19 protein-coding genes are annotated in these 21716 nt (G+C 45.3%); 7 read left to right on the forward strand and 12 right to left on the reverse strand.

Annotation, left to right across the window (positions count from 1 at the left end):
* Positions 1–232 precede the first annotated feature (232 nt).
* Positions 233–559 carry an antibiotic biosynthesis monooxygenase gene (locus QUA50_RS17940; RefSeq protein ID WP_333265299.1) on the forward strand — a complete coding sequence of 109 codons (327 nt, stop codon included), beginning with the start codon at positions 233–235 and terminating at the stop codon, positions 557–559.
* Here the strand turns inward: QUA50_RS17940 and cas6 are convergent, their stop codons facing one another.
* Entirely contained in the window at positions 560–1441 is an 882-nt protein-coding gene (gene cas6 / locus QUA50_RS17945; RefSeq protein ID WP_333265302.1) for a CRISPR-associated endoribonuclease Cas6, read from the reverse strand.
* Positions 1442–1747: 306 nt separating this feature from the next.
* Positions 1748–2830 (reverse strand): class I fructose-bisphosphate aldolase, encoded by a 1083-nt coding sequence (locus tag QUA50_RS17950; protein WP_333265304.1) that lies wholly within the window; start codon positions 2828–2830, stop codon positions 1748–1750.
* Positions 2831–3054: 224 nt separating this feature from the next.
* Here QUA50_RS17950 and QUA50_RS17955 point away from each other — a divergent pair, with 224 nt between their 5' ends.
* The 3 genes from QUA50_RS17955 (at position 3055) to QUA50_RS17965 (ending at position 7188) form a co-directional block, all read left to right on the forward strand.
* Positions 3055–5685: a M1 family metallopeptidase gene (locus QUA50_RS17955; RefSeq protein WP_333265306.1), complete on the forward strand. Its 2631-nt coding sequence runs from the start codon at positions 3055–3057 to the stop codon at positions 5683–5685.
* Between the two features lie 392 nt (positions 5686–6077).
* Entirely contained in the window at positions 6078–6494 is a 417-nt protein-coding gene (locus QUA50_RS17960; protein ID WP_333265307.1) for an NUDIX hydrolase, read from the forward strand.
* 214 nt (positions 6495–6708) lie between these two features.
* Entirely contained in the window at positions 6709–7188 is a 480-nt protein-coding gene (locus tag QUA50_RS17965) for a hypothetical protein (protein WP_333265309.1), read from the forward strand.
* Here QUA50_RS17965 and QUA50_RS17970 read toward each other — a convergent pair.
* The 6 genes from QUA50_RS17970 to petC all read right to left on the reverse strand — a co-directional run bounded on the left by QUA50_RS17970 (position 7174) and on the right by petC (position 12577).
* Complete coding sequence (locus QUA50_RS17970) at positions 7174–7656, reverse strand: hypothetical protein (protein ID WP_333265312.1); 483 nt, start codon at positions 7654–7656, stop codon at positions 7174–7176. The genes QUA50_RS17965 and QUA50_RS17970 overlap by 15 nt on opposite strands.
* A 51-nt stretch (positions 7657–7707) precedes the next feature.
* Positions 7708–8835 (reverse strand): FAD-dependent oxidoreductase, encoded by a 1128-nt coding sequence (locus QUA50_RS17975; RefSeq protein WP_333265314.1) that lies wholly within the window; start codon positions 8833–8835, stop codon positions 7708–7710.
* A gap of 491 nt (positions 8836–9326) precedes the next feature.
* Positions 9327–9770: a photosystem II protein PsbQ gene (gene psbQ / locus QUA50_RS17980; protein ID WP_333265317.1), complete on the reverse strand. Its 444-nt coding sequence runs from the start codon at positions 9768–9770 to the stop codon at positions 9327–9329.
* Between the two features lie 159 nt (positions 9771–9929).
* On the reverse strand, positions 9930–10781 hold the full coding sequence (locus QUA50_RS17985) for an alpha/beta fold hydrolase (protein WP_333265319.1): 852 nt from the start codon (positions 10779–10781) through the stop codon (positions 9930–9932).
* A gap of 104 nt (positions 10782–10885) precedes the next feature.
* On the reverse strand, positions 10886–11875 hold the full coding sequence (gene petA, locus QUA50_RS17990) for a cytochrome f (RefSeq protein ID WP_333265321.1): 990 nt from the start codon (positions 11873–11875) through the stop codon (positions 10886–10888).
* Positions 11876–12034: 159 nt separating this feature from the next.
* On the reverse strand, positions 12035–12577 hold the full coding sequence (gene petC, locus QUA50_RS17995; protein ID WP_006631238.1) for a cytochrome b6-f complex iron-sulfur subunit: 543 nt from the start codon (positions 12575–12577) through the stop codon (positions 12035–12037).
* Positions 12578–12791: 214 nt separating this feature from the next.
* Between petC and QUA50_RS18000 the strand changes: the two genes are divergently transcribed.
* Positions 12792–13109 (forward strand): DUF3067 family protein, encoded by a 318-nt coding sequence (locus tag QUA50_RS18000; RefSeq protein ID WP_333036983.1) that lies wholly within the window; start codon positions 12792–12794, stop codon positions 13107–13109.
* A gap of 411 nt (positions 13110–13520) precedes the next feature.
* Complete coding sequence (locus QUA50_RS18005) at positions 13521–13829, forward strand: carbon dioxide-concentrating mechanism protein CcmK (RefSeq protein ID WP_006631236.1); 309 nt, start codon at positions 13521–13523, stop codon at positions 13827–13829.
* A 256-nt stretch (positions 13830–14085) separates the two neighbouring features.
* On the opposite strand, the gene tatC is transcribed toward QUA50_RS18005, so the two are convergent.
* The 4 genes from tatC to QUA50_RS18025 all read right to left on the reverse strand — a co-directional run bounded on the left by tatC (position 14086) and on the right by QUA50_RS18025 (position 19948).
* Positions 14086–14853, reverse strand: coding sequence for a twin-arginine translocase subunit TatC (gene tatC, locus QUA50_RS18010; RefSeq protein ID WP_333265335.1), 768 nt, complete (start codon positions 14851–14853; stop codon positions 14086–14088).
* Positions 14854–15347: 494 nt separating this feature from the next.
* On the reverse strand, positions 15348–16295 hold the full coding sequence (locus QUA50_RS18015; RefSeq protein WP_333265324.1) for an NAD(P)-dependent alcohol dehydrogenase: 948 nt from the start codon (positions 16293–16295) through the stop codon (positions 15348–15350).
* Between the two features lie 86 nt (positions 16296–16381).
* Positions 16382–17569 carry a transposase gene (locus QUA50_RS18020; RefSeq protein ID WP_333265326.1) on the reverse strand — a complete coding sequence of 396 codons (1188 nt, stop codon included), beginning with the start codon at positions 17567–17569 and terminating at the stop codon, positions 16382–16384.
* A gap of 204 nt (positions 17570–17773) precedes the next feature.
* Positions 17774–19948: an EAL domain-containing protein gene (locus QUA50_RS18025; protein WP_333265327.1), complete on the reverse strand. Its 2175-nt coding sequence runs from the start codon at positions 19946–19948 to the stop codon at positions 17774–17776.
* Between the two features lie 242 nt (positions 19949–20190).
* On the opposite strand from QUA50_RS18025, the gene QUA50_RS18030 reads away from it, so the two are divergent.
* On the forward strand, positions 20191–21513 hold the full coding sequence (locus QUA50_RS18030) for a PAS domain S-box protein (RefSeq protein ID WP_333265329.1): 1323 nt from the start codon (positions 20191–20193) through the stop codon (positions 21511–21513).
* Positions 21514–21716: the final 203 nt, after the last annotated feature.

The raw sequence follows: 21716 nt of genomic DNA on the forward strand, positions 1-21716 counted from the left end.
TAGAAGTCGCTCCGGCGTACCTAGGATTGTGAACGTCTAAAATCAGCAATTCCATAGTTTATTTAATCAAGATTTTAGCCGCCTGACTCAAAAAGTTTCTATTTGAGTGGCATCGCAGTTACGTGTAATTACCGATGAGCTAAGCGCGAAACTCCAACCTGTGCAGTTCACAAATTTCGGGCGATCGGGTAAAATATAACTTGGTGTATCGCTATTAAGTGAGGAAAAAGATATGTCAGAATTTCTAGACTTTCTCAGACATCAGTTTGCCTACGTTGCCATTGGCGAATTTAAACCAGGAAAATTTGAAGCTGCCGAACAACTTTTTGAAAAAGCCGTTGCAACTTATGCCACAGGTTTTAAGGGAGCATACCTGCTGCAATTGCCAAATACAGACAAAGGTATCGCCATCATTTTTTGGGAAAGCGTAGAAAAGATGGCAGCCAATCAAAGCGAAGCTTATCAGGAAATATTGAAGCAGATGGCGCCTTTATTTGCAAAAATACCAGACACAAATGTTTATGAAATTGTCAGTGAAATTCAGCCCAAAAGTGAATGATTAAAAAACCTGCAACCTGCGCGTCATTCCCATTCCCATCGGCGTCTTTCGCCCTACTCCGCTGTAAAGAGCAAAATCGGCTAAAGTGTTAATTTGCTTGATAGTAACAGGAGCTATATCTCCCATAATTCGGTAACTAATATCCCCGACGCAGCCAATAAATTTACTGCGAGAATCCGTACTAACTTCTGTTCTGATATCGAAGAAACTGGGAAAAATAGCTTCTGTCAAAGTAGGTTCGATCGCCATCCTGCTGTACTTGTTCCAGCGATTCGCTAAACTGCCGAAAATACTCTCACGAGTGGGCATAGCACTATCGTAGACACCTTGCCGAAAATTAGTAGGAGTGCAGAAACTAAAAGCAATTTGCCGCTCAGTTTCCGAAGCTCTCTCGAACAATTCTGCGTAAGTACAAAAGTTTACCCACGGCTGGTTGGATTGCGGTTCCCTCAAAATATTAGTAATGTATATATTTGTCGGGCCAAGATGCCAGGGGCGATCGAAATTAAGTTGCTGCCAAAGTAGAGTTAGCCGATCGAACAAACCGTCATCCAGCAGAGAAATTCGCCACCAAATTGGCGTATTTTCCCGAATAGCTTGCTTGTGTTCCCACTGTAGGGCCGGAGATATTGTGCGGGAAGCCGGAGGCAAAACTCTCTTTTGTGGCTGGGGCGCGCTGCTTTTGTAAGCCTCTTTTCTGCTTACTTGAAAAGGACTTAAAGTGAAAGCTTTTTCATGAGATTGGTCGTGCAGGTAGGCGCTCAAATCGCTGTCTACAGCACTCACAAGGTTCAAAAACAAAGCGTGGAGATGCCGCCCCGTTAAAAACTGGGATGGAATTGGTGCAACTGGCAGCAGGTTTAAAACAAGGCTGTGGGGCATTTTTAAATTATATACTGTGTCTCTATATATGTTCAGCTCGTATTAATATTACAGCTAAGTTGGCACTTAGGAATGAGAATTAAATAACTTCCACAAGTTTGTGGGATGGGCTCTTATAGCCCGTCATGAGTGGACGGGCTATAAGAGCCCATCCCACAATAACAATTAAAATTGTAAGTTATTTAATTCGCGATCCTTAGATTAAAGAATTTTAATCACGTAAGGTGCACACTCTGCACCTTACGTTTAGGGGGATTTGTGCAGTGCACCCTAGGTTTAGGTGGTGATATTGACTGCGGGAAATTTTTAGGCGATCGAGATTTCTGGCGACAAATAAACGTCTTGAATGGCGTGGAACAATTTTACCCCTTCTTCAAAGGGACGCTGAAAAGTTTTGCGACCGGAAATTAAGCCGCAGCCGCCAGCGCGCTTGTTGATTACTGCGGTGCGAATTGCTTCTGCAAAATCGCTTTTCCCGGAAGCACCGCCGGAGTTAATTAAACCCATCCTTCCCGCATAACAGTTGAGCACTTGATAGCGAGTTAGATCGATCGGGTGATCCGTTGTCAAATCCGAATAAACCCGCTTGTCGGTTTTGCCGTAACTGTGACCGCTAGCTTTAGCAACAGCTTCGTAACCGTTGTTGCATTCGGGCAGTTTCTGCTTGATAATGTCAGCTTCAATTGTCACTCCTAAGTGATTTGCTTGCCCGGTCAAATCGGCGGCAACGTGATAATCTTTGTCTTGTTTAAAGATATCGTTGCGGAGATAGCACCACAAAATTGTCGCCATTCCGTATTCGTGAGCGTGGGCAAAAGCTTGACTGACTTCTTGGATTTGCCTCGTCGATTCCGGCGAACCAAAATAAATTGTTGCTCCCACTGCAACTGCTCCCAAATTCCAAGCTTGTTCGACAGAAGCAAACATTATTTGGTCGAATTGATTGGGATAAGTCAGCAATTCGTTGTGATTTAGCTTGACAATAAAAGGGATTTTGTGCGCGTATTTGCGAGATACGCTTCCCAAAACTCCCAGCGTTGTCGCGACAGCGTTGCAGCCAGCAGAAATTGCTAGTTTGATGATGTTTTCGCTGTCGAAATAAATGGGATTCGGTGCAAAAGAAGCGGCGGCTGAGTGTTCGATTCCTTGGTCTACGGGCAGGATGGATAAATAGCCGGTATTCGCCAAGCGTCCGCTAGAATAGAGTTGCTGAAGCGATCGCAAAACTTGAGGAGATCGATCGGTTTGAGCAAAAATGCGATCGACCCAATCCGGACCCGGCAGGTGCAACAAATCTTTAGAAACTTTTGCTTGATGGGTGAGCAAGTCTTCGGCTTCGTCGCCAAGCCAAGACTCGATGGAATTGGGAACTGATAGTGTAGCTGTCATACAGATTTCCCTCTCAATTTCAATTGCAGGCTGATGATTGCAGACATTAACCTTGCTGATATTGTAGCGAAAAAATCATTTTTTCCATACCGTCAACGCTCGACCCAGTTTTTAACAAGTTAGCGACAACAGCAACGAGGACGCGCTACTCTATAATAAGCTGGCAGTTCAGCCGGATCGGCGCTGCCAGCGATCGCCGATCGACTCACAACTTTGCCATCACAATGTCAAATACTTACTTCGATTCTGAAAACGCTCACAAATCCTTCGAGATGCCCGGTGCCAGACCCCACTACAACCCCGATCGCCCCGGTCAAGTAGAGCACATTTTCCTCGACTTAGTGCTGAATATTCCCAAACAAAGCTTTCGCGGCACTTGCAGCATCCGCATCAATCCAGTCCGCAGCGGTATTGACAAATTAACCTTAGATGCTGTAAACCTGAATATTAAATCAGTAAAAGTCGGCGAAATTGAGCAAAATTTCGACAGCGATGGCGAAGTGCTGCAAATTCAACTGCACGAACCAACAGAAGCTTACCAACCAATTACAATTGCGATCGAATACTCGGTCGAAAAACCCCAGCGCGGCCTCTATTTCGTCGGCCCGGACAAACACTATCCAGACAAACCAACACAAGTCTGGACTCAAGGCGAAGACGAAGATTCCCGCTTCTGGTTTCCCTGTTTCGACTATCCCGGACAACTCGCTACTTCGGAAATTCGAGTGCAAGTTCCGAGACAACTCTTTGCTATTTCCAACGGCGAATTAATTAGTACAAAAAACGAAGGCGACGATAAGATTTATCACTGGTCCCAAACCCAGGTACACCCGACTTACTTAATGACCTTAGCAGTCGGAGATTTTGCAGAAATTAAAGACGAATGGAACGGCAAACCAGTTAATTATTACGTGGAAAGAAGCCGCGAAGCAGACGCTAAGCGCAGCATGGGCAAAACGCCTCAAATGATTGAATTCTTCTCTAAAGCATTTGGCTATCCTTACCCTTTTCCCAAATACGCTCAAGTCTGCGTCGATGATTTCATCTTCGGCGGTATGGAAAATACTTCGACAACTTTGCTGACAGATAGGTGCTTGTTAGACGAACGCGCCAGTCTCGACAATCGAGGTACTGAAAGCTTAGTCGCCCACGAATTGGCTCACCAGTGGTTCGGCGATTTAGTAGTAATTAAACATTGGTCTCATGCTTGGCTGAAAGAAGGCATGGCTTCTTATTCCGAGGTGCTGTGGACTGATAAAGAATATGGCAAAGAAGACGCGGCTTACTATATGTTAAATGAAGCCCGCAATTATTTAGCTGAAGATAGTTCCCGCTACCGCCGCCCCATTGTTACTCACGTTTACCGGGAAGCCATTGAATTGTACGATCGCCATTTGTACGAAAAAGGTGCTTGTGTCTATCACATGATTCGCGCCGAGTTGGGCGACGAATTATTTTACAAAGCAATTCACACTTTTGTGCGGGATAACGCTCACAAAACTGTAGAAACGATCGATTTGCTTAGGGCGATAGAAAAGGCTACCGGTCGCAATCTCATGTTTTTGTTTGACCAGTACGTTTATCGCGGCGGTCATCCAGATTATAAGGTTGCTTATTCCTGGGATGGCGACAGCAAATTAGCCAAAGTTACTGTCACACAAACTCAGGTAAAAGACAGCAAAAATGGCAACGGCAACAGCAAAGATGTCTTTGACCTAAAAATTCCCATAGGCTTCGGTTACAAGCCGGAAAAAGAAGCAGATGATGACGGTTGGGTACGCTCAACTCCGAACCTAAAAACTTTCACAGTCCGAGTGCATGAGCGCGAGCAAAGCTTCTATTTTCCTCTAGAACAAAAGCCTGCATTTATCAGTTTTGATGTCGGCAATAAATACTTAAAAACTGTTGTTTTAGAGTATGGAATTGCGGAACTAAAAGCTCAGTTGCAATTCGATCCAGACCCGGTTTCGCGGATTTACGCTGCCCAAGCTTTGGCGAAAAAAGGAGGACTGGAAGCGGTGAAAACGCTGTCAGAAGTTCTCAAGAAAGAGCCGTTCTGGGCAGTACGGGCAGAAGTGGCCGGTCAGTTAGTTGAAATTAAACTCGACCAAGTTTTTGAAGGTTTAGTAAGTGGTTTAAAAGATAAAGATGCTCGCGTTCGTCGCGCTGTGGTGAATGCGCTGGGTAAAATCCAAACTCACGAAACTTATAAGGCGCTGAGATCGATCGTCGAAAAAGGCGACGACAGCTATTATGTAGAAGCGGCCGCAGCGAGTGCTATTGGCTCAATTGCAGGGGCTAACCCCGACGAAAAACCGACCGACGAACAGGTACTCAAAGAGTTAAAATTGGTGCTGAAAGAGCGTCAGGGCTGGAATGAGGTAGTGCGATCGGGTGCGATCGCAGGTTTGGCGCAGATGAAAACTTCTGAAGATGCGCTGAATCTGATTTTGAAATACACAGCCGCCGGTACTCCGCAAGCTTTGCGCTTGGCTGCAATTCGAGCTTTGGGGACAATTTCGACTGGTCAAACGAAGGTCAATTTAGAACGGATTTTGCAGCGATTGGCAGAATTATCTAAAGAGACGTTTTTCTTGACTCAAGTCTCTGTAGTAGCGGGATTAGGACAAATGCAAACTCGCAAAGCAATTCGCATTTTGCGTTCTTTAGCTGACCAAACTCCCGACGGCCGCGTTCGCCGCATGGCTGATGAAGCTGTCCAAAGAGTGCAGAAAAATGCTGGTTCTGATGCAGCGGTAAAGCAGTTGCGGGAGGAATTAGACCAGGTGAAAAAGGAAAATCAAGATTTGAGAAGCCGCATGGAAAATTTGGAGGCTAAGGCGAAGAAAGATTAGGTGTAAAACCGCATACCGGCGCAGATCGAGGCAGATATTGGCGATCGGCTTTTATCTGCTTGTCTGTAAAGGATTGCGCGCGGTTATTATAATAATATTATTGTTCAGTGGGAATGCAGGGGAATTTCCTATTTTAGACAGACAGGAAAAGCCAAATATGTTTATTCTCCACTTTATTGCTGTCTCAACTTGGGAAGTGTATAAAATCAGGCGTGCAGTTTTTATTGTTTAGTTGGCAGCTATTAATCGGAGTTATGCGCGGGTGGCGAGAAACCGGGTTTTTTACGAAAATCCTGCGCTGTAGCCCGGAGACTCGGCAAAAAACCCGGTTTCTTTAGTCCTAAGTCAATCAAGTTGCAGCAGCTTTTGCAGCCCTAAATATTGCCGAAATCATGAGTATAAAAATCGCTTTACTGGTCGAGCAATCAGGGGTAGTTCCCTATCGCATTCAAGACGGAGAAATTGAAGTAATGCTGATTACTTCTTCGGCTAGCAAGCGCTGGGTTATTCCCAAAGGATTAATTGAACCTGATATGACTCCTCAAGATTCCGCAGCCAAGGAAGCTTGGGAAGAAGCAGGTTTGTTGGGTAAAGTGTTCCCCGATTTGCTGGGAACTTACGAGTATCAAAAGTCCGGCTGTACTTGTGAGGTAGGAGTATTTCTACTGGAAGTGCAAGCAGTTCTAGAAATTTGGCCGGAAGCTAGCAAGAGAAAGCGGCAGTGGGTAAGTATTCCTAAAGCAATTAAGCGGGTTAATGAACCGGAACTCAAACTCATTTTGGCGGATTTGCCGAATCGGTTCTGGTGAAGAGTCGCTGGGTAAGGGCGGGTTTACCAATACTTTGGTTTTCAACCATAAATTCGGGTGAACCCGCTAACAGAACAAAATGACTGAAGAATATATGCTGTATTCAAGCCAGAGTTAACATAAAATTAGAACAAATCCGCCCTTCAGATGACGTAGATCCTGGCTATGTATCTGTAATTGAGTTCGGTACTCCCAAAGCACGGATCGTCAAAAAATGCAGACCGTAGAAGCCCTTCACCGCGAAGCAATGGAACTGGTCGATAGAGCAGTTCTCGCCCGTCAGTGCGGTGATATCGACCAAGTGACTGCACTCACCAGAGCCGCCTTTGCCAAAGAACGGGCGGCAGCGGATTTAGTAGCAAACGAATGGGATTTTGAGCCTACTCGTTCTATACTGCATCGGAGCGCCGCCGTACTTGGCATTGAGTGTGCCCAACTCCGGCAAGCAGAACGGCTGATTGGACGCGCCCTCGCAGGCAGCCCTCCCACGGACATTGCGGATGAACTGCGCGACCTGCTTATAAGCTGTTCGACATCTAAATTGCATTTTTTGTGCGGGCTTTCTGGCCCAACCCCTACTCCCCACAAGAACTTGACCAAATTTTTACTGTGCAGTTTAAATGCACAACAGCTTACAAGAAATTTACTCGCAGCGCTAAGCGATTGGAGCTTAATTTATTTAAGCGTTAGCTGACAGAAAAGGAATGCTTTCGGCTAAGTTATCCTTAACTTCAATTCCCTGTTTTCTCGCCCAAAACTGGCTCAAAAAGTGAATTTGCCGCAAGCCGACAACTAAATTTAAACCCGGTACAAAAATCCACCAAACTGTTAGCGGTTCTTTGATTCCTTCTTGGCGGTACAATTCGTTAACTGTCTTGTAAAGTTTGAACTGCACGATGTAAATCCAAGCAATACCGAGGAGGGAAAACCAACCAAACCATCCGGGAACGTCAGGATCGAATATCCGCAAAGCTTGGGGGACGGCTACTCCTAAACCAAAGGGAAGCAAGCAAAGAGTTCCCGACCAACCGCTGCCGTTATAGCGACGCAATTCTTCTTGAATAATCCATTTGTACCATCCGTAATATAGCAGCAAGCTGACTCCAGACAGCAAAATTACTCGCCACAAAGAGCGCGGTTTACCTAAAGGTTTGTCGGACATATTTAGATGTAAGATATGAATGGCTATCTTGATTGTATTAACATTTGTTAATTATTGCAAAATCATTTCTCGGATCGATCGCGCGGTTGCAGGGGCCAGCAGAACACCGTTGCGATAGTGGCCGCTGGCGATGAGAACGTTGCTGTTACCGGGAAGCGTCTCGATAATTGGGGCCGGCCGCCCTTCGGGCCGCGGGCGCAATCCCGACCATTTCTTGATGATTTCAGCGTCTGCTAAGGCCGGACAAAGGGATGTCGCCCTCGCCATCACTTGCGCCAACATATCAGCATTCGCCTCAATTTCCCCGCCATTTTCGGAAAACTCCACCGTCGCCCCCACCCAAAATTCCTGATTTCCCACAGGCACAATGTGAACGTCATCGCAAGTAATTACCGGGCTAAAATCTGGGTTTCCTACAGGATGGGGCGTCAGCAAATGCAGCGCTTGTCCCAACACCGGGCGAATGTCAACCAACTGATTTAACGATGCAGTCACAGCAGCAGAACCCAAACCAGCGCACACAATTAGTCGATCGAAATTTTCAGCAACAGGCAAGATGCCTGTTCCACAAGACTTATTGACAGCAATGGAAGATGGGAGTTGAATCTCAGACACCTGAGAATTCAACTGAGTAATTCCTTCAACTTCCACCCCAAACTCAAAATTAACTCCATTTCGTTCAGCAGCATCAACCAAAGCCAAAGTTAGCGCCGTCGGATCGAGTTGCCGGTCTTGAGGCGAATAAATCGCAGCAATAATCTGATCGTTTAAATAGAGATGAGGGCAGCGATCGCGCACTCGTTCCACATCCCAAAGTTCCAATTTCCAACCTTGAGACTTGCGAGTTGCTATCAAATTTTCCCACTTACTTAAATCCTCTCCCTCCGAACACAGCATTAAAATTCCTTGTTTGTTAAAAGGAATTTTTCGCCCCGTAACTGCTTCCAATTCAGGAATCAAAGTTTCGTAGCGCTGAAGGCTGGTTTCCCTCAACTGCCAATTTCTGCCCTTGGTTTTGTGGCTGATAACTCCCATCAAAACACCGAGTGCAGCGCCAGTAGAACCTTGTGCCGGCGGCTGTTTGTCGAACACAGTAACTTTCAGTTCGGGAAATTGACTTAGTTCAAAGGCGATCGAAGCCCCAACAATACCGCAACCAATAATTGCAACGCGAACCATTCAATTTTAGATTTTAGATTTTAGATTTTAGATTAACTGCTTCCTAGGTTTTGTCCATATAAACCTTTTTCGGGCGGGCAAGATGCCCGCCCCACAAGAAAACTAATTTTTTCTTTGTGGAACAGGCATCTTGCCTGTTCTTGACAATGATACAAGATGTCAGTTAAGGCTAATTTCGGGCGGGCAAGATGCCCGCCCCACAAGAAAACTAATTTTTTCTTTGTGAAACAGGCATCTTGCCTGCTCTTGACAATGATACAAGATGTCAGTTAAGGCTAATTTTGGACGGGCAAGATGCCCGCCCCACAAGAAAACTAATTTTTTCTTTGTGGAACAGGCATCTTGCCTGTTCTTGACAATGATACAAGATGTCAGTTAAGGCTTATTTTGGACGGGCAAGATGCCCGCCCCACAAGAAAACTAATTTTTTCTTTGTGGAACAGGCATCTTGCCTGTTATTGACAATGATACAAGATGTCAGTTAAGGCTAATTAAGCTTTAGGAATTAGCTGCAAGAAGCTATCGAAATCATTGACAGCTTTTTGATAGCTGGCCGTGACTTTTGCATAGTCAAGGTCTTTAGCAGCAAGATCGATGTTAACCAAATCTGCAAACAAACTCTTGGTCAAATCAACAGCTTGTTGTTGAGACTTAGGCAATAAACTCGCAGAGACCATTTTCATGGTGTTTCGCAAGTCGCCTAGAGGCCCGTGAATGTAAGTTCTGGTATCAACCCAATTTCGCTTTTGAATGAGCGTTCCCAGGTTGTCCATGCGCGATCGGAACTCTGTCAGGGTAGGAACATAGCGCTCTATTTGCTGGATTTGCGCTGCTGTGTAAGTCGTTGGAACTTTTGCTTCGACACTGCTGCAACTAACCAGAAATGCCATCAAAAACGCCATCATCAAGGCAAAAATTGAACGGGGACGAGTCATGTCGATTTTAGATTTTAGATTTTAGATTTTAGATTGCTCGTTGCGAGCGGGCACAGGGCGGGTACGGGGTTGCTCGTGTTCGTTCCAAGGCTCTGCCTGAAAACGCAGATGCTTTGGCTCTGCTTCGCTGACCCAGCACCGAGAGTTATGTACAAAATATTATTTTACCTCCTGGCGGCGCAGAAAAGTTATCAGAGCATCGCCAACTTTTTCTGACCAATGTTCTTGAGGATAATGCCCCGCTTGTTCCAGTGTGACTAACTCTGCATTTTGGAGGGAACCTACTAGCTTTTGAGCGGGTTCAACACTCAGCCAAGGATCTGTCAAACCCCAGACAAATAAAGTTGGTCTAGTCCATCCTTTCAAGCCGGATTCAATTTCTGCCATTGACTGCGGCAATTGAATATTGCGGACTGTATTCATCAGCGATCGACCTGCATCCGAACTCTTCAAAAACGGGCGGCGGTAAACATCTAAATCTTTGTCTGATATTGTCTGGCCGCTGCCACCTTCGAGAGTTCTGTCAACCAAAAGCGGGTCTTGCGTCATCATGTCGCCAATAAAAGGCAGCCCCAACTGCTGCATTTTCCAAGGCAATTTTATATTTCCTGAAACTGGTGTATTGATGACGGCTAGACGCTCAATTTTATCGGGATTGCGTAAAGCGTATTGAATGCCGGCTGAAGCTAAAAATCCTTGAACAACGAGGTAAAATCGGTCTAATTCTAGAGCTTGAATAAAGCCTGTGAGGGCGTCAACAAAAGCATCGGGAGTGTAGGCAAAGTCGCGCTTGTCTGGTTTTGTCGATCGCCCGTAACCCACCCAATCTGGGGCGATCGATCTAAATCCGCTTGCCGCCAAATCCGGCATCATTACAGTCCAGGTAAAACTCTGGGACGGCAAACCGTGCAGCAGCAGTACGGGGGGTTTCTCAGTTTCGTTAACCGGATTTGTTTCCCGATAAAACCATTGCAGCGGGCCTACTTCAACTATTTTCTCATCAATTGACATTATTTTACTGGTTATTTATCAAACAATAAGGCGGGGATTCCCCGCCCTACTTACCTAATCGTTTGGTGGTACATAGTACCTTACCCAACTAATTACAGCCGCGTTTAGAAATTCATTTCAGCAGCTTGAACTTTTTCGACCTGTTTCTTCTTGAGAACCAGCATAATTTGAGCCAGCATGGTTATAGCCACGAAAGCCATCAATCCTTTAACGCGATCGGCACTTTGCAGCACGATCTCCACGTCTTTTTGACCGAAGCCGCCCACATTAGGATTGTTCGTCAAAAGTTCGCCTGCGGCAACTGTTTGTCCTTCGGTAACAATCAGTTCTGGGCCTGCGGGAATCGTATCAACAACGGCTGCACCTTCTGCAGGTTGAATGGTCACTTCATAACCGCCAGCTTCCGGTTGAGCAATCTTAGAAATGCTGCCAGCTACCGAAGCATTGTAAACAGTATTATTGCTCTTTTCGCCAGTAGGATAAACCTGACCGCGACCGCGGTTGCCGCCGACATAAATTTGGTATTTGCCGTAGTGAACGGACTTGTCAGTTGCCGGATTCGGCGACAAAACTGGGAATACCAATTCTTTGTACTGTTCTCCCGGTACTGGGCCGACTAAAACAATATTTTCTTGGGTTTCGCTGTAAGGTTGGAAGTAAAGATCGCCGACTTTTTCCTTCATTTCTTCGGGAATTCTGTCAGCGGGAGCAATCTTGAAACCTTCGGGCAACATCACAACTGCGCCGACATTCAAGCCACCTTTGCTGCCGTCGCCGACAACTTGTTGCACGCTAGTATCGTAGGGAATCTTGACAATAGCTTCAAAAACAGTGTCAGGCAAAACAGATTGCGGTACTTCAACTTGAGTCGGTTTTGCACCGAGGTGACAGTTAGCGCAAACAATGCGACCTGTTGCTTCGCGGGGAGTAGCGGGTGCTGTTTGCTGTGCCCAGAAAGGGTAAGCAAATGCTGCTTGGGGAAGTGCGATGTCGCTGGTTAGGAAAAATCCTGCGGCGGCGATCGCAATTAAGGCTGTTTTCGCGATCGTCCTGGCACTGCGGCGAAATATCGCAGATAAATTAGTTTGTGGCATTAGAGTATTCAATCTCAAAGGTCAGACAATGCGTGAATTTTAGATTTTGAATTTTGGATTTTGGATTTCGGATTATTAGACTGTTTTAGGGATGCAATTATCTTGGATTTTCACCATTCACCCCCTATCTAAAATCTCAAATCTAAAATCCAAAATTGTTTAAGACCACCAAGGTGCTTCGCCGGTGCGGAAATCAGTTTCTGTCCAAGTTGTAAAAGCGATCTTGTCATCTGCGACAGTGGCGTGGGCCAGGGCCAGAGACAAAGGCGCGGGGCCGCGCACCACTTTGCCCTCATTGTTGTATTGAGAACCGTGGCAAGGACAGATAAACTTGTTTTCGCTAACATTCCAAGGCACGACGCAACCCAAGTGAGTGCAGACTGCATTGATGCCGTAGTCGGCGATAGATTGGTCTTCTTTCACCACAACATAGGTGGGGTCGCCTTTGAGACCTTGGGCTAAGCTGCGATCGCCTGCAGGGTGCGAAGCCAAATATTCGCTAACGATGATGTCGTTACCCAAAGCATCTTTAGCTGTCACTCCGCCGCCAACTGCCCCACTCGCCGGAGGAACAAAATATTGGACAACGGGATAGAGTGCGCCCAGTGCCACACCTGTGACTGTACCGAACGTCAGCAAATTCATAAATTGGCGACGCCCCATATCGGGGACATCGGGATTTCCAGCAGAAGATTGAGCCATGACCTGCCTTTACGGTTTTAAGTTACGTTTGTTTGTTAGCTGGAGCGCGAACCTTTACGTGCAGACAACTGGGATAATTGCCGTTAATCTGCTCGCACAAATTTTAGGCAACGAAAATTCCTTTTAAGAATGCGCCTTCCAGCCTTTATTAGAGTATTATTACATTTTTTGAACTTTGTCTTTTATTGTTTAATGGATTAACTCAGGAGCAACCATGACGGGCCAGGATTTACACCAGCTACTGCTAGAAAAATGGGGAAAGTCTTACGATATCAGATTGCGGCGAACGCGGGGCAAGATTTTTGTGCAAGTTATGTGGAAATATCTAGAACAGGCATCTTTTCCGATGACGGAGGCTGATTATTTCGAGCATTTGGATGCGGTGGCCAATTACCTCAACGGCTGGGGGAGTACAGAACAGGTGAGAGAATATATCGTAACTACTCGCGATCGCCCCCGCTTGGGTAAAGCTGTCAGCGTTCCCCTAGATTTGGGTGAAAGAGCCTCGGAGTGGTTGCTAGACGAGTTTTGAATCACTCAGTCGATTTTAGATTTTAGATTTTAGATTTTAGATTGACTGCACAGCCGGGATCTGGGAGAGTTCCCTAAAGTTTTGTGTCGCGCCGCGGCCCGATTAGTTGAGCCCAAAGTCCCGAAAATCGATCGGCGAGTTTGTCATACGACTTGCCGCTGGTGAGAAACTAAGCTGTGGCGCATCTAATTTGCACAGGTGTTTTGATTCAAAGTCTTGTGTGGCGGGCTTTGCTGCGCGCGCCCTGCTGTGGGATTTAAATGCCGCAACAGTTTCTGGGGCTTTTTAGGGGATCTTTTTATTTTGGGCGATCGTCCTTCATGCTTGCCAAAATCATCCGAACCAATTTCTGTCAACAATTTCACCTACAATGAGTGTCAGATATCTTGTGAAACTTAGGAGAATGTTGTAATGGGTGTTGCACTGGGAATGGTTGAAGTCTTAGGATTTCCCGCTGCAGTAGAAGTTGCGGACTCAATGGTGAAAGCAGCCCGTGTTACTTTAGTTCGCTATGAGAAAATAACCCGCGCCTACTGGACAATTATAGTGCGAGGAGATGTCTCTGAAGTGCAAGCAGCCGTTGCTGCTGGAATTGAATCAGTTAAAAAGGTCGATGGCGGAAAGTTGCTATCGTATCACATAATTGCTCGTCCCCACGAGAATCTGGATTACGTTTTGCCGATCGGCTACACTCCCGAAGTCGAACAGTTCCGAATGTAGTCAGTCGATTTTAGATTTTAGATTTTAGATTTTAGATTTTAGATTTACTTTTGTATTGAATCTGAGAGCTTGAAACTTAGTCTAAAATTTTGGGTGCTCCACTCCTTAAGTCGCGGGGTTTAACCTGCTTTTACGCGGGTTCAAAGTTTTGACAAAACTTTGGTGTGGAATTTTAACTTTTAGTAATTATAGAGGCGCGGGCGATCGCGTCTCTATATTTTTTTGCTGCGAGTCGATCGATCTTTCGGTGGAGTTTTTACCGCCCTAAAAGCTTTACCAAACCAACCCCGCCAAAATACAAGCTCAGCACCGCACCTCCTAAAAGACTTTGCGTTAAAGGATCGGTAGAAGGCGTTAAAACCGCTCCCAAAACTGCGGCTCCCAAGACTACATACCGCCAGCCGGAAAGCATTTGGTTGGAAGAAACTATGCCCAAAACTCCCAGCAATACTTGGAGAATCGGAATTTGAAAAGCTAAGCCCGTGCTGAACATTAACAGCAGCACAAATTTAAAGTATTTGTCGATCGACCACAACTGCTCTACAACATCCGCCCCGTAGGTAACAAAGAAGTTGAGCGCCGCAGGAATCAGAGCGATGTAAGCAAAGACTAAACCGCCCAAAAATAGGAAACTCGAACCTAAAAACACCGGCCCCAGCAACCTGCGTTCTTTGCGAGTCAAACCGGGGAGAACAAACAGCGCTATCTGGTAAAAAATAAACGGACTGGCGATGAGCAAACCGCTGTATCCGGCTACTTCGATAGAAACAAAGAAATACTCGCCGGGAGCTAGTTGCAGAAACTTGACGGGCCCAGCCGGTACTTCTAGCAGTTGCACGATGGGTTTAACTGTGAAAAAGCAACCGATTACAGCGATTACTACTGCAATTAGCGAGTAAAAAATTCGCTGACGCAATTCTTCTAAATGCTCGAATAAAGACATTTCAACTTCGTCGGGAAGTTCGTCGAGATATTCATTTTCTAGGTTGCGGGAACCCAGAAAACTGTCGGCGATGGATGCAATGTTATTTTCCGGGATAACTGATTTGTCTTCTAAGTTACTGACAGCCTCTAAATCATCGGCGATGGGTGCAATGCTATTTTTAGCTCTAACTTTTTTATCTTCTAAGTTACTGACAGCCTCTAAATCATCGGCGATTGGGGCAATGCTATTTTCCTCGATAACTGGTTCGTCTTCTAAGTTACTGACAGCCTCTAAATCATCGGCGATTGGGGCAATGCTATTTTCCTCGATAACTGGTTCGTCTTCTAAGTTACTGACAGCCTCTAAATCATCGGCGATTGGGGCAATGCTATTTTCCTCGCTAACTTGTTCGAGGTTGTTGTCGGAACCTTGTTCGGATGTCTCCAATTCTGAGGGCACAGTCATAGGTATTGTTGATTTTATTTAGGTTCTACGTTTATTAGTCTTGGGTGCAGGTGGTAGCAGAAATCGGTTTCTGGATTAAGGGCGATCGCTCTTTTTACTTTAAGCCCATTGGTTAGACTTAATTTTTTTTAGCCATCAATCACGATCGCAATTTTGCCGACAGCGCGCCCCGTTTCGCTGTAAGCGTGGGCTGCTGCTACTTCTTGTAAGCTGTAAGTGCGATCGACAATCGGCTCAACTCGATCGGCTTCGATTAACTCGCGCAAAATCCCCAAGTCGCCCGGATTGGCATTGGCGAGAATAAATTTAGCTTTTTTACCAGGAATAAACCAGCTACTCAACATCGGTGGGAGGTTGTCCAAACTCGGCAAAGTCGAGATATAAACTCCCTCCGGTTGCAGCACTTTTTCGCATTCAGCAAATGTTCTTGTCCCGACAGCATCCAAGATTATATCGTATTTTTCTGGCTGTTGAGTAAAGTCAATTTCTGCGTAATCCAGGACAAAATCTGCTCCCAAACTCTTGACAAATTCTCTATTTTTAGCAGTGCAAACTCCCGTTACTTGCGCGTTCATTGCTTTCGCAACTTGCACGGCAAAAATGCCTACTCCGCCGGAAGCCCCGTTAATCAATACTTTGTTTCCTGCTTGAATCCCACCCAAATCTCGGAGTGCTTGCAAAGCAGTTAAACCGGCGATCGGTACTGCGGCTGCTTCTGCATGAGTGATGTTTTTCGGTTTAATTGCTGCATCGGATTCTGGCACGGCCGCGTATTCGGCGCAAGCACCCCCATTGGCGGGATTTAAGAAAGTATAAACTTCATCTCCTGGCTGAAATTTGGTGACTTCCCGGCCGACTTCCACGACAACTCCCGATATGTCAGAACCGACTATTCGAGGAAAGTTATATCCTGTTAATAGTTGCAGGTGTCCTTGGCGGATTTTCCAGTCTACGGGATTGACGCTGCTAGCGCGAACTCGCACTAACAATTCGTTGGATTTGGCGATCGGCTTGGACAATTCTCGGTACTGCAAGTCCTCTGCTGAACCGTAGCGATCGAACGCAACTGCTTTCATGGCAAATTTTCCTGTTTATTTCCAATAGAACACTTAATCCTTTACAATTACAGCACATTCCATCTAAATGTTACACATTGACATACTCACCGCCCTAAAAGTGCGGTGATTCTTGACGCTTCATCGGGTCTTGCTACCGAAATAGTCTTACAGTCCCTCTGCGTCCGTTTTAAGTCGTGGCAATGCCCTATCCCGACTTTATTTATATTTCTCGCCGCGTTCAAGTCTCTGTCTTGTTCAATACCGCAATTTAAACAAAGCACCGAACGAATAGACAAATCGATTTTCCCCCATTTAAACCCGCAGTCCGCACACACTTGACTGGTAGGTTCCCAACGGTTAATTACCCTAAACTCCCTGCCAAACTTCTGAGATTTAGCCTCACACAAAACTCGGAATTCATACCATCCTTGCTGGCTAATTGCTCTTGAAAGTTTGCGGTTTTTGAGCATTCCCGACACGTTCAAATCTTCCAAAACAATTACTTGGTTTTCGTTTACTATTTTGGTTGATAGTTTGTGCAGAAAGTCCTTACGAGTATCGGCAATACAATTGTGTAGTTTGGCAATTTGAATGCGGGTTCTCGAACGGCGTTTTGAGTCTTTGGACTGCCTCGCTAGCTTGCGTTGCAGCCGGCGGATTTTTCGGTAAGGTTTTTTGTAGCTGGGACTTTGGACTGTTTCGCCGTTACTCATTACCGCAAAAGTTTTGATTCCCAAATCGATGCCGATACTTTGGTTCTTGGCATCAACTCGACTGGGTTCAATCTCTACGACAAAACTGAGGAAATAGCGGTTGGCACAGTCCTTGATTACCGTGACCGAACTAGGTTCGGAGGGTAGCTCCCTCGACCTGATTGGCTTAACAATACCGATCTTGGCTAGATAAACGCCATCTCCTTTAATTGAGAAACCTCCGCGAGTCAACCTTGCAGACTGGCTATTCGTGCGCTTTTTCAACTTAGGATAGCCAACAGAGCGACCCTTTCTTTTCCCTTTACAGGACTCGAAAAAGTTCTTAAATGCTGTTTCCAAATCCGCGATAGACTGTTGTAGGGGAATTGCCGAGACTTGCCCCAACCATGCCCTTTCTTCAGTCTTTTTTGCCTGAGTGATTATTAGTTTCTGAAGTTCTGCTGATTTGGGTTTTTTCTCGGACTGTTTGCAGAGGGCAAGAGCGTCGTTCCAGACTACGCGAACACAGCCAAATAACCGAGACAAGCTCTGTTTTTGTTGGTCGGTCGGATAGAATCTGTATTGATACCTTGCTTTCATTTTTTTTAGCTGTATTCTTGTTCTATTATACTAGGTTTTGCAAGACGATCGGGAATAATTAAAGCCGTCCTATAAGGACGGGGCTTTCAACCCATTTTTTTGGTAAATTGAGCCAGCCTTGTCGCAGCGGGCGATCGACTCTTGAAAACCTCCAGACGCAGCGCAGGCGTGAAGTAATGGGTTCGCTGGCGAGCGTGCGATCGGCTAGCGATTAAAATTAATAGGAACAGGGCGGGCGATCCCATAACCCTGAGCATAATCTACGCCAATCTCCCGCAATTTTTCTAAGATAGTCTCGTCTTCGACAAACTCAGCTATAGTTTTAAGATTCATCGCATGGGCAATACGATTAAACCCTTCAACGAGCGCTTGAGAAATCAAATTATGACTAATATTCTTGACAAAAGCACCATCAATTTTTAGATAATCAACTGGTAAATTTATCAGATACGCAAAGGAACTAAACCCACTGCCAAAATCATCTAAAGCAAAGCAACAGCCAAGCTTTTTAAGTTCGGTCATGAAATATCTAGCTTGCTCAAAATTCGCGATTGCTGCCGTTTCCGTGATTTCAAAACCAATGCTCTGTGGGGCGACTTGGTAGCGAGAAAATTGTTCTATCAAAAACCTCATAAACTGATTGTTACTAATGCTAGCCCCCGAAAGATTTATCGTGTACAAGCCTTGACTAAGAACATCTTTCTCCGGTAGCTTTTTATAGCTAGAGAAAAACTTTTCGATTACCCAACAATCGATTTCTGTTATCAAGCCGTAACGCTCAGCGGCGGGAATAAACTCATTTGGAGATACTATTTTTCCATTTTCGTCAAGCATTCTGAGCAAAATCTCATAATGCTCTACTAATGGTTTAGAAGTAATAGAGACAATCTTTTGGTAATAAAGACAAAAACGATTGGTTTCCAGCGCCCGGGTGATTTTGGAAATCAACTGTCTCTCGCCACGTTGTTTAATTAGCTCGCTATCATCTAGACTATAAATATGAACACAGTTGCGGCCTCTGGCTTTGGCGGCATAACAAGCCGCATCAGCCGCTCCCAGAAGCTCCATCAAATTTTGGCTGGTTTGGTCAATAGCAACCACTCCAATGCTGACTCCGATGATAAAGGTTTTGCCATTCCAAATAAACCGAAACTGATGCACTAGGTTTTTGAGGTTTTCCGCAATTTGAGTTGCTTGAGAGAGCGAACATTGAGTGAGCAAAATACCAAATTCATCACCTCCCAAGCGAGCCAGCATATCATGAGCACGGACTCCCTGTTGAATAAGTGCGGTGATTTGGCGCAGTAGCTCATCGCCGGCAATATGACCTACGGTATCGTTAACGACTTTGAATTGATCTAAATCTAAATAACACAGAGCGTGCTGGTGATTGCTATGTTTAACAGAGGCGATCGCCTCAACTAGGTGCTGCTCAAATCTTCGACGGTTGATTAACCCTGTCAGGGCATCGTGACTGGCTTCCCAAGAGAGTTGATGGGTGAGATAGCGCGATTCCGTAACATCATGAAAGACGATAACTGCCCCGATAATTTGACCTTTGCGGTCTCGAATCGGTGCTGCTGAGTCAGCAATGGGATACTCTGTTCCATCCTGGGCAATCAGAATAGTATTGTTAGCTAAGGTCACAATTTGCTCCTCTAATAGAGCCTTGTTTATAGGATTCTCTACTGGCTCTCGCGTTACTTGATCGACAATTAGGAAGACTTTAGAGAAATGAATTCCTTGAATCTCATGGGCCTTACAGCCTGTCAGTCGCTCTGCTATAGGATTCAAATATCTCACATTACCTTCGGCATCTGTAGTAATAACCCCATCGCCAATGGATTGCAGTGTCACTTGAGCCAATTCCTTTTCGGCAAAGAGAGACTCTTCGAGACGTTGCCGTTTTTCAATTTCTTGCAAAAGAAGTAAATTCTGCTTTTGGAGTCTTTTTTGCAGCCTTCCGATAGTAAGGTGGGTTTCGACACGAGCTAATACTTCTTCGACTTGAAATGGCTTATCAATATAATCTACCCCTCCCGCAGCCAGCCCTTGCACCTTATTAAAAGTTTCATTGAGCGCACTCAAAAAAATTATTGGAATCTCTGCGGTGCGCTCGTCAGATTTTAATTGTCTGCAAACTTCATAGCCATCTTGATCTGGCAACTTAATATCTAGTAAGATTAACTCCGTCGATGGCGATTGGGCGGCTCTGAGCGCCATTGCACCTGTCGTGGCACTACGAACTTTATAACCCTCTGCCCTCAAAGTATCCCTGAGCAGACGCAGGTTATCAGGCAGATCGTCAACAATTAAAATATTGCCTCGGTAGTTGGTAGCTCGATCGCTAATTCTATCGCTAGTTTTATCGACAATCATACTAATTTCCCTAGTTTCCAGCTAGAGGACTATAAACTTATGCACAAATAGTATAGTTGAATTATTAGGTTATAAAGGTCACTTTACACAGAAAGAAGTCCTGCGCTCCCCGATATATTGGGGTGGTAAGGGGGCGCAGCCTTAGAAAATCTGAATTGTTCGGTTAGGGGCAGTCCCCCCGTGGTGGCCCTTCTTCGCTTCGCCTAACATCAGAAGAGTGTTTCAACCCAAGCAGCAGATTTATGAACAAGCGCATTTCTCAAATGGCAAGCCTACTCGTAATTGCGATCGGGTGTCTCGTGCTGCTTGGTTGGCAATTTGACATCTCCCTACTCAAAAGCGGTTTTCCCGGTATGACTTCGACCATGAAAGCAAACACGGCAATTTGCTTTTTGCTGGCTGGAGTTTCTTTGAGATTGTTGCACTACCAAAGAAGCCGACTGCACGATCGCATCGCTCAAGGGATGGCAGGATTGATAACGATCGTCGGTATGCTGACGCTTAGCCAGTATATTTTTGGTTGGAAGCTGGGTATCGATCGCTGGCTTTTTTCAGATTTCGTGTCTTCAGCGGCTCATTATCCCGGAATAATGGGAGTAAATACCGCCCTAAATTTTGTGCTGATGGGAATAGCACTGTTACTGTTAGGGCAAAATTCCCAACGGGATACTTGGTTGGCTCAGATTTTTAGTAGTGTTGCAGCTTTAATTTCTCTACTAGCTTTATTTGCACACATATTCAATGTCGATATTCTTGAACGTTTGGCCACAATTACGACGACTCAATCCCTAAACACGATCGCCACCTTTTTCATCCTCTATGGAGGAATTTTATTGCTCCGCCCCAAGCAAGGATTAATGCAAGTAGTAACCAGTCCCCAGGTTGGCGGAGTAATGGTTCGGTGGTTGCTCCCTTGGGCGACGATCTTTCCAGTGACACTGAACTGGTTCACTCTTCAAGGAGAAAATTTAGGCTGGTATAACGCTAATTTTGGCGGTACATTGCGTTCAGCTATTATGGTTTTCACGTTCTCAATTCTCATTTTGGGGACGGCTCGATTTTTGAACCAGATAGATTACAAGCGCCAACAAGCCGAAAAAGAAATTAAAAAACTTAACGAAACTTTAGAATTTCTTGTGACTGAACGAACAGATGCTTTACAAAAATCGCAGGCTCGTTTTGCGGGAATTCTAGAAATCGCCAATGATGCAATTATTTCAGTCGATCGCGCTCAACGCATTACCCTGTTTAATCATGGGGCAGAAATGATGTTTGGCTATAAAATTGAGGATATTTTAGGGAAGCCACTGAATTTACTGCTGCCAGAACAGTTTAGAGATGCACATCCGCAGCATATCAAACAATTTGCACATTCTTCTAGCAGAGCGCGAAGGATGGGAGAACGAGGCGAGATTTTGGGTCGCCGTCAAGATGGAACCCAGTTTGCGGCTGAAGCCTCTATTTCTAGGCTGGAAATGGGAGACGAAACGGTATTTACTGTTATTCTGCGCGATATTAGCGATCGCAAACAAATTGAGATGGCTTTACCAAAGAAATGGGTCTAAAGCCCCGTGCTGAAGCACGGCTTTTCTTCTAGCATACGGATTAGCTCTCCTTCGAATGTCATTCATGCTTCTTTCCTGTATTGAGGCGATTGCTTGAAGTTTTTTGTATTCTTCATCTGAACAACGTAAGTAGGTCGGTGCGAAAAAACCGAACTATGTTAAAATAAGTAAAGATAGGAAATACGTCTACCAAGGTAACTCAA

Origin of the sequence: Microcoleus sp. M2_D5 (assembly GCF_036701935.1) — a bacterium.
Taxonomy (GTDB): domain Bacteria; phylum Cyanobacteriota; class Cyanobacteriia; order Cyanobacteriales; family Microcoleaceae; genus Microcoleus.